Raw genomic sequence first — 5,932 nt, 5'->3', positions numbered from 1 at the left:
ACCTAATGTTTTTTCGGTATATTCTTTGCTATGCGCTAAATTATCAACAGCAGCATGCATTCCATGGTAAATCAATGTACTGGTTAATTCTGGTTGTGTAACGTGCCAAGTTTTATTTTCTGTACCCGAAATTAACAACGATTGAATTTGTTGTAGTGCTCTATTCTCATGAATATTATTGCTTTGATGAAACACTTGATGAAAAAGCATATCGTGTAATTTTTGTTTTTCAACATAAGCAATAACGCTAATTTCACACCACTGTTTTAATTTTTCACGATGATCTTGCTGTGAGCAGGCATTCATTGCGCTATCTATTTTATTTAAATACCAATCCATATAACGTGTTCTGAGCGCATCAAGAACGTCTGTTTTAGCAGAAAAATAGTGATAGTACGTCCCCTTTGCTACCCCCGCTTTTTTTACGATATCACTAACAGTTGTGACATCAAAACCTTTATCAAGAAATAATGCTTCTGCTGCATTCATTAACTCTTCTAAACGAACCTCTGCGGGTTTTGTTCTTGGTTTATCGGTTGTTTCTTCTTCTAATGACATTGCTAATCTCCCTCGAAGTCGCGTGTAAAGAGTACGCTATATTAAAGCGACTCACAATAATGACAAATGAAACTCATTATCAATTAACTATTGACCGACGTCAGTCGATGATTATGATGCTATTATTATTCATCATCAAGGCAATAAAGTTTATGACTTATTTAAAACGACTGTCACTTATCTGTGCCATTTGCTTAGGTACTTTTATGGCAACTCTCGATATTAGTATCGTGAATGTGGCATTACCGACTATTCAAAATGACATACACGCTGATATGGCAACTTTGCAATGGATTGTTGATGCTTATGCACTTTGCCTATCAGCCTGTATATTATCGTCAGGCCCTTTAAGTGATCGTTTTGGACGAAAAAAAGTATGGTTATGGGGCGTGGTTATTTTTACCTTAGGCTCAATAATTTGTGCGATTGCACAGCAACATGAGATATTAATTTTAGGGCGTATTATTCAAGGTATTGCCGCCGCAGCACTTATCCCGGGAGCATTGTCTTTAATCACTCATGCTTTTCCTATTGATATTGAACGGGTTCGTATTATCGGAATATGGTCTTCTGTTAGTGCATTATCACTCATTATTGGCCCTATTTTAGGTGGTGTTTTAGTTCATGCGAGTGGCTGGGCGAGCATATTTCTTATTAATATTCCTATTGGCATTATTACTGTTTTATTAGGTTGGTATGGATTAAGTGAGAGTGCTGATCCTGAAAATGCTGCTTTAGATCCCTTTGGCCAGTTAACCAGTATGCTGGGATTAGGATCACTGACTTATGGTTTAATTGAAGCTGGCTCTGTAGGTTGGTCACATTATAGAACGCTATCAACACTGATTGCGGGAATAATATTTCTTGCCCTTTTCCTAATGATAGAAAAACGCGTTAAACGCCCTTTATTACCGCTGGCTTTATTTAAAGATCGCACATTCTTTCAATATAATCTTTCTTCTTTTACTTTGGGTTTTGCTACATACAGTAATGTATTTTTTATTGCTTTCTTTTTGCAAAAAGCACAAGGCTGGAGTGCATTAGAAACGGGTTGGAGAATGGCGCCAGAATTTATTGCAATGGCACTATTTTCTATGTCTTTTGGTCGGCTCTCTTCTTATTTTTCTGTCAGGAAACTGATGATTGGTGGTTTCTTATTTATCGCTATTTCTTCTTGTTTATTAGCGACATTAGCAACCAATAGTCACTATGGGATCACCGGAAGTTATCTCTTTGTATTAGGCGCAGGGATGGGACTATCAACACCAGCAATAGGTGCTTTAGTGATGAAAAGTGTACCACCTTCTCGTTCTGGTATGGCGTCTGCAACCATGAATGCATTAAGGCAAACCGGAATGACAATGGGTATTGCGCTATTAGGCACATTGATGGTGCAACAAGCAATCCATTATATGATGATCCAAAGTCAGGCATTGGGACTATCTGTAAGTTATATCGATATTGTGAGTTTGGTGACTGAAAATACGACAAAGGGGTTAGACAAAGGATTTGTTACTCTATTACCAGAGGCTTTTAATTCGGGATTTGCTTATGCGATTGCAACCGCGGGGATCTCATGTTTTGTGACCTTATTTATTGTACTCTTTCCGATTAAAGCCAAACATAAGACACTTACTCAACAAATCACGGATTAATATTTATAAACGCTGAGTTAGAAATTCAAGAAAAGACTCTATATTACGTGAAAGTGTGCTACGAGTTGCATATATTGCCACTAAATTAATCGTTGCGGGTTGTTGAGGAAACTCAATAGCGCGCAATTTCCCCTCTTTAATCATATCAATGCAACAGTGTTCAGCTAAAATAGCAAATCCTAATCCTTTTAGTACGGCTGATTTTGCTAATATCGCGCTGTTTACTCGATAATTACTATTAATGGTCACTCTGATTGGTTTTTTTATCTTCATCCATAAATATCCAAGGTTGACCTTCTAGTGCGCTTAAGCTTGAAATACAAGGCATTTTGCTTAATTGTTCTATATGTGTGGGTATCCCTGTTTTTTCTAATAAATCATTAGATGCCACAACAATACTGCGCCACGATTTAATTAAGCGTGAGTGATAGCTACTATCTGCTAAATCTCCGCGATGAAAAGTTAATAGCAAATCAATATCATCATCGATGATATTTCTTGGCATTAATTGGGTATCACATTGAATAAGTAAATTAGGATGAAGTGCAGCAAAATCAGCTAAAATATCACCAAGTAATTCGCTACCATATTCACTCGGAATAGTTAAACGAAAAGTGCCCGTTAATGGTCCATCACTGGTGATATTACTTACAACTGAATCTAATTCAGTTAAGGTTTTCGTTCCTTGCTGATAGAGTATTTTACCTTGTTCTGTAAGGCGCATCTTTCGAGTTGTTCTATCAATAAGCTTACAATTGAGTTGCTGTTCAAGCTGTTTAATTGCACGACTAATATTCGAGGTAGGCATCGATAATTGCCGAGCAGCAGCCGCAAATTGTCCTTGCTCTGCTACGGCAGAAAAAATACGTAATAAATTAAGATCGATTTGCATAAATGATTTACTGCCTACTGTATTTTTGTTACTCAATATAGGCAGTATATCATTCATTTCCTTTTCACTTGTTAATAATCAGCAGTAACCGTGAGACATGAGCTTTTGGTAGCGTTTATCTAAAAGCTCTTCGGTTGAATAGCTTTTTAATAGGGCTAAATCAATTAATAACTGTTGTTTAAGAAATTCTGCAGCTTGTTGATGATCACGGTGAGCTCCACCTAATGGTTCTGGGATAATGGCATCGATAATCCCTAATGATTGTAATTTAGGTGCGGTCATCCCCATCGTTTCTGCCGCAATTGGGGCTTTATCAGAACTTTTCCATAAAATAGAAGCACATCCTTCTGGTGAAATTGCTGCATAAGTACTGTATTGCAACATATTAACTTTATCACCAACCCCAATGGCTAAAGCGCCACCAGAAAATCCTTCACCCGTAATAGTACAAATAATGGGGGTTTTTAAACGTGACATTTCAAGAATATTACGTGCAATAGCTTCTGCTTGTCCTCTTTCTTCAGCACCAACACCAGGGTAAGCCCCAGCAGAATCAATAAAAATAATAACTGGGAGATGAAAGCGCTCCGCCATTTTCATTAAGCGTAAAGCTTTACGATAACCTTCTGGTGATGGCATACCAAAATTACGATGGATTTTCTCTTTTGTATCACGCCCTTTTTGCTGTCCAATCACCATGACAGGCATTTTGTCTAAACGCGCTAACCCAGCAACAATCGCTTTGTCATCGGCATAAGCTCTATCACCCGCCAATTCCTGAAAATCAGTAAAGACCGCTTTAATATAGTCAAGAGTATATGGGCGCATGGGGTGACGTGCGAGTTGAACAATTTCCCAAGCACCTAGGTCAGTAAAAATAGATTTTGTCAGTGAAAGGCTTTTTTTGCCTTAAACGCGCGATTTCTTCATCTAAATTAATTCCAGTGGCTTCATCCTGAGATTGTTTAAAGGTAAGCAGAGCATCTATCTTTTTCGTCTAATTCAACAATAGGTTTTTTCAAATTCAAGATGAATAAAAGACATAACGACCTCAGATTAAATGCAGTAAATTAAACAGTATTAGGGGCAGTTTAGGAAAAATAACGCTATGGTGATAGAGAGGAACTTGATAAACACTATTATCAAAAATGGGATAATTAAAAATTGCGATACGTTCCACTAGAAAAAAGACAAGATCAAAAAGAGCTTTTCCTCTGGTTTTAATCTATACAGCACTTCTTAAGTCATGTATTAATATACAGTGCACGTCAGTTCTTTTCTCACCCGTAAAACTGACGTAAGCCATAAAATATTCCATCAAATACAAATAACTAAAATAAAGATAATATGTTCTCAAAAAAAACACGCTCAACAACCGCACTGTTACTTTCATCACTTCTTCTGACAATAGGAAGAGGTGCAACATTACCGTTTATGGCGATTTATTTATCACGGGAGTATCAACTGCCTGTTGATGATATTGGTATTGCCATGTCTATCGCATTGACAACGGGTATTTTTTTCAGCCTGGGCTTTGGGATGCTAGCTGATAAATTTGAGAAAAAACGTTATATGTTGCTATCGATTATGACGTTTATTTTTGGATTTGTGGCTATACCCTTAGTCCATAGCACGATTTTAGTGGTTATCTTTTTCTCCGTGATTAACTGTTCGTATCTGGTTTTTTCAACGGTATTAAAAGCCTACTTCTCTGAAACGTTATCTATTTCAGCAAAACCTAAAATATTCTCTCTAAACTATACCTTTATCAATATGGGGTGGACGGTTGGCCCACCGATTGGCACGCTATTATTAATGTATGGAACGCAATTACCGTTTTGGCTTGCCGCTATTTCTGCCAGTGTTCCACTGTTTATGATCCAGTTATTTGTTCAACGCTCTAAAGCAATAAGTGCTAGTGAAGAAAACGGTGTGAAATGGGATCCGAAAATAATGCTAAAAGACAGAGCATTAAGCTGGTTTGTACTCTCAACTTTTTTCGGTACATTAACATTTGGTTCTTTTGCATCATGTATTTCACAATATATCTTAGTGGTTTACGATGCTAAATTAGCCGAGTCCGTTATTGCTGTTGTATTACCCGTAAATGCGGCGATTGTGGTCTCTTTACAATATATTGTAGGTAAGCATGTTACAGCTGAAAGACTACGTAAATTAATGACGCTAGGTACGCTGTTTTTTATGTTAGGCTTACTTGGTTTTATATTTGCAGGTGATAATTTAATATTTTGGGCTCTGGCTATTGCCATCTTTACTTTTGGTGAGCTTATTTATGCGCCGGGTGAGTATATGATGATTGATAACATTGCACCGTTAGGAATGAAAGCAAGTTATTTTTCTGCACAATCACTAGGTTGGCTTGGGGCAGCATTAAACCCATTAGCCAGTGGTTTTATTTTAACGTCGTATCCCCCTGTTTCTTTGTTCGCTATTTTAATGGCCGTTTGTGCATTAGCTTGGTTTTGTATGATCCAAGGAATGAACGCCAGTAAAAAAAGAACGATTGCACTTTAGCTTTGTTCGGGCAGTCTCTTAGCATTAAGGTGTCATCAGGGGGGCTGTTGTAAAGTGAGTGATGAGTTAGCTTTTCGTATTATGGGGGTCAGCTTGGAAAACGGCCCCCTATAAGGTGAAGAAATGCTACTACTTTGACTAAATAAACATATAACGCAGTAAAACTATTTAGATGTTCTTTTTATGATTGTTTCAATGCTAATAGGGAAAAAATGGTTAACATCCACACCCACGTTAATAGCATTTTTTCCTAAAACATCTAACCTTTTACGTTGAGATGGATCTTTTTGTG

The 5,932-nt window shown here is 37.3% G+C and carries 3 protein-coding genes and 2 pseudogenes; 2 read left to right on the top strand and 3 right to left on the bottom strand.

Annotated elements, in window-relative coordinates; translation table 11 throughout:
• A partial coding sequence (locus BHE89_RS08390) for a TetR/AcrR family transcriptional regulator (RefSeq protein ID WP_141008279.1) occupies nucleotides 1-558 on the bottom strand: 558 nt, incomplete at its 3' end.
• A gap of 152 nt (nucleotides 559-710) precedes the next feature.
• Here BHE89_RS08390 and BHE89_RS08385 point away from each other — a divergent pair.
• Complete coding sequence (locus BHE89_RS08385; protein WP_069367184.1) at nucleotides 711-2,213, top strand: MFS transporter; 1,503 nt, start codon at nucleotides 711-713, stop codon at nucleotides 2,211-2,213.
• Between the two features lie 3 nt (nucleotides 2,214-2,216).
• Here BHE89_RS08385 and BHE89_RS08380 read toward each other — a convergent pair.
• Both BHE89_RS08380 and accA read right to left on the bottom strand, forming a co-directional pair.
• Nucleotides 2,217-3,105, bottom strand: a pseudogene (locus BHE89_RS08380) (LysR family transcriptional regulator).
• Between the two features lie 78 nt (nucleotides 3,106-3,183).
• Nucleotides 3,184-4,136 (bottom strand): annotated as a pseudogene (gene accA / locus BHE89_RS08375) (acetyl-CoA carboxylase carboxyl transferase subunit alpha).
• Between the two features lie 316 nt (nucleotides 4,137-4,452).
• Here accA and ydeE point away from each other — a divergent pair.
• Nucleotides 4,453-5,640, top strand: a complete 1,188-nt coding sequence (gene ydeE, locus BHE89_RS08370) for an efflux MFS transporter YdeE (protein ID WP_069367182.1) — start codon at nucleotides 4,453-4,455, stop codon at nucleotides 5,638-5,640.
• Nucleotides 5,641-5,932 lie beyond the last annotated feature (292 nt).

The organism is Shigella sp. FC1967 (genome assembly GCF_001743005.1).
Taxonomy (GTDB): domain Bacteria; phylum Pseudomonadota; class Gammaproteobacteria; order Enterobacterales; family Enterobacteriaceae; genus Proteus.
The sequence above is the reverse complement of the archived record's forward strand: the minus strand, read 5'-3'. Positions and strand labels throughout refer to the sequence as shown.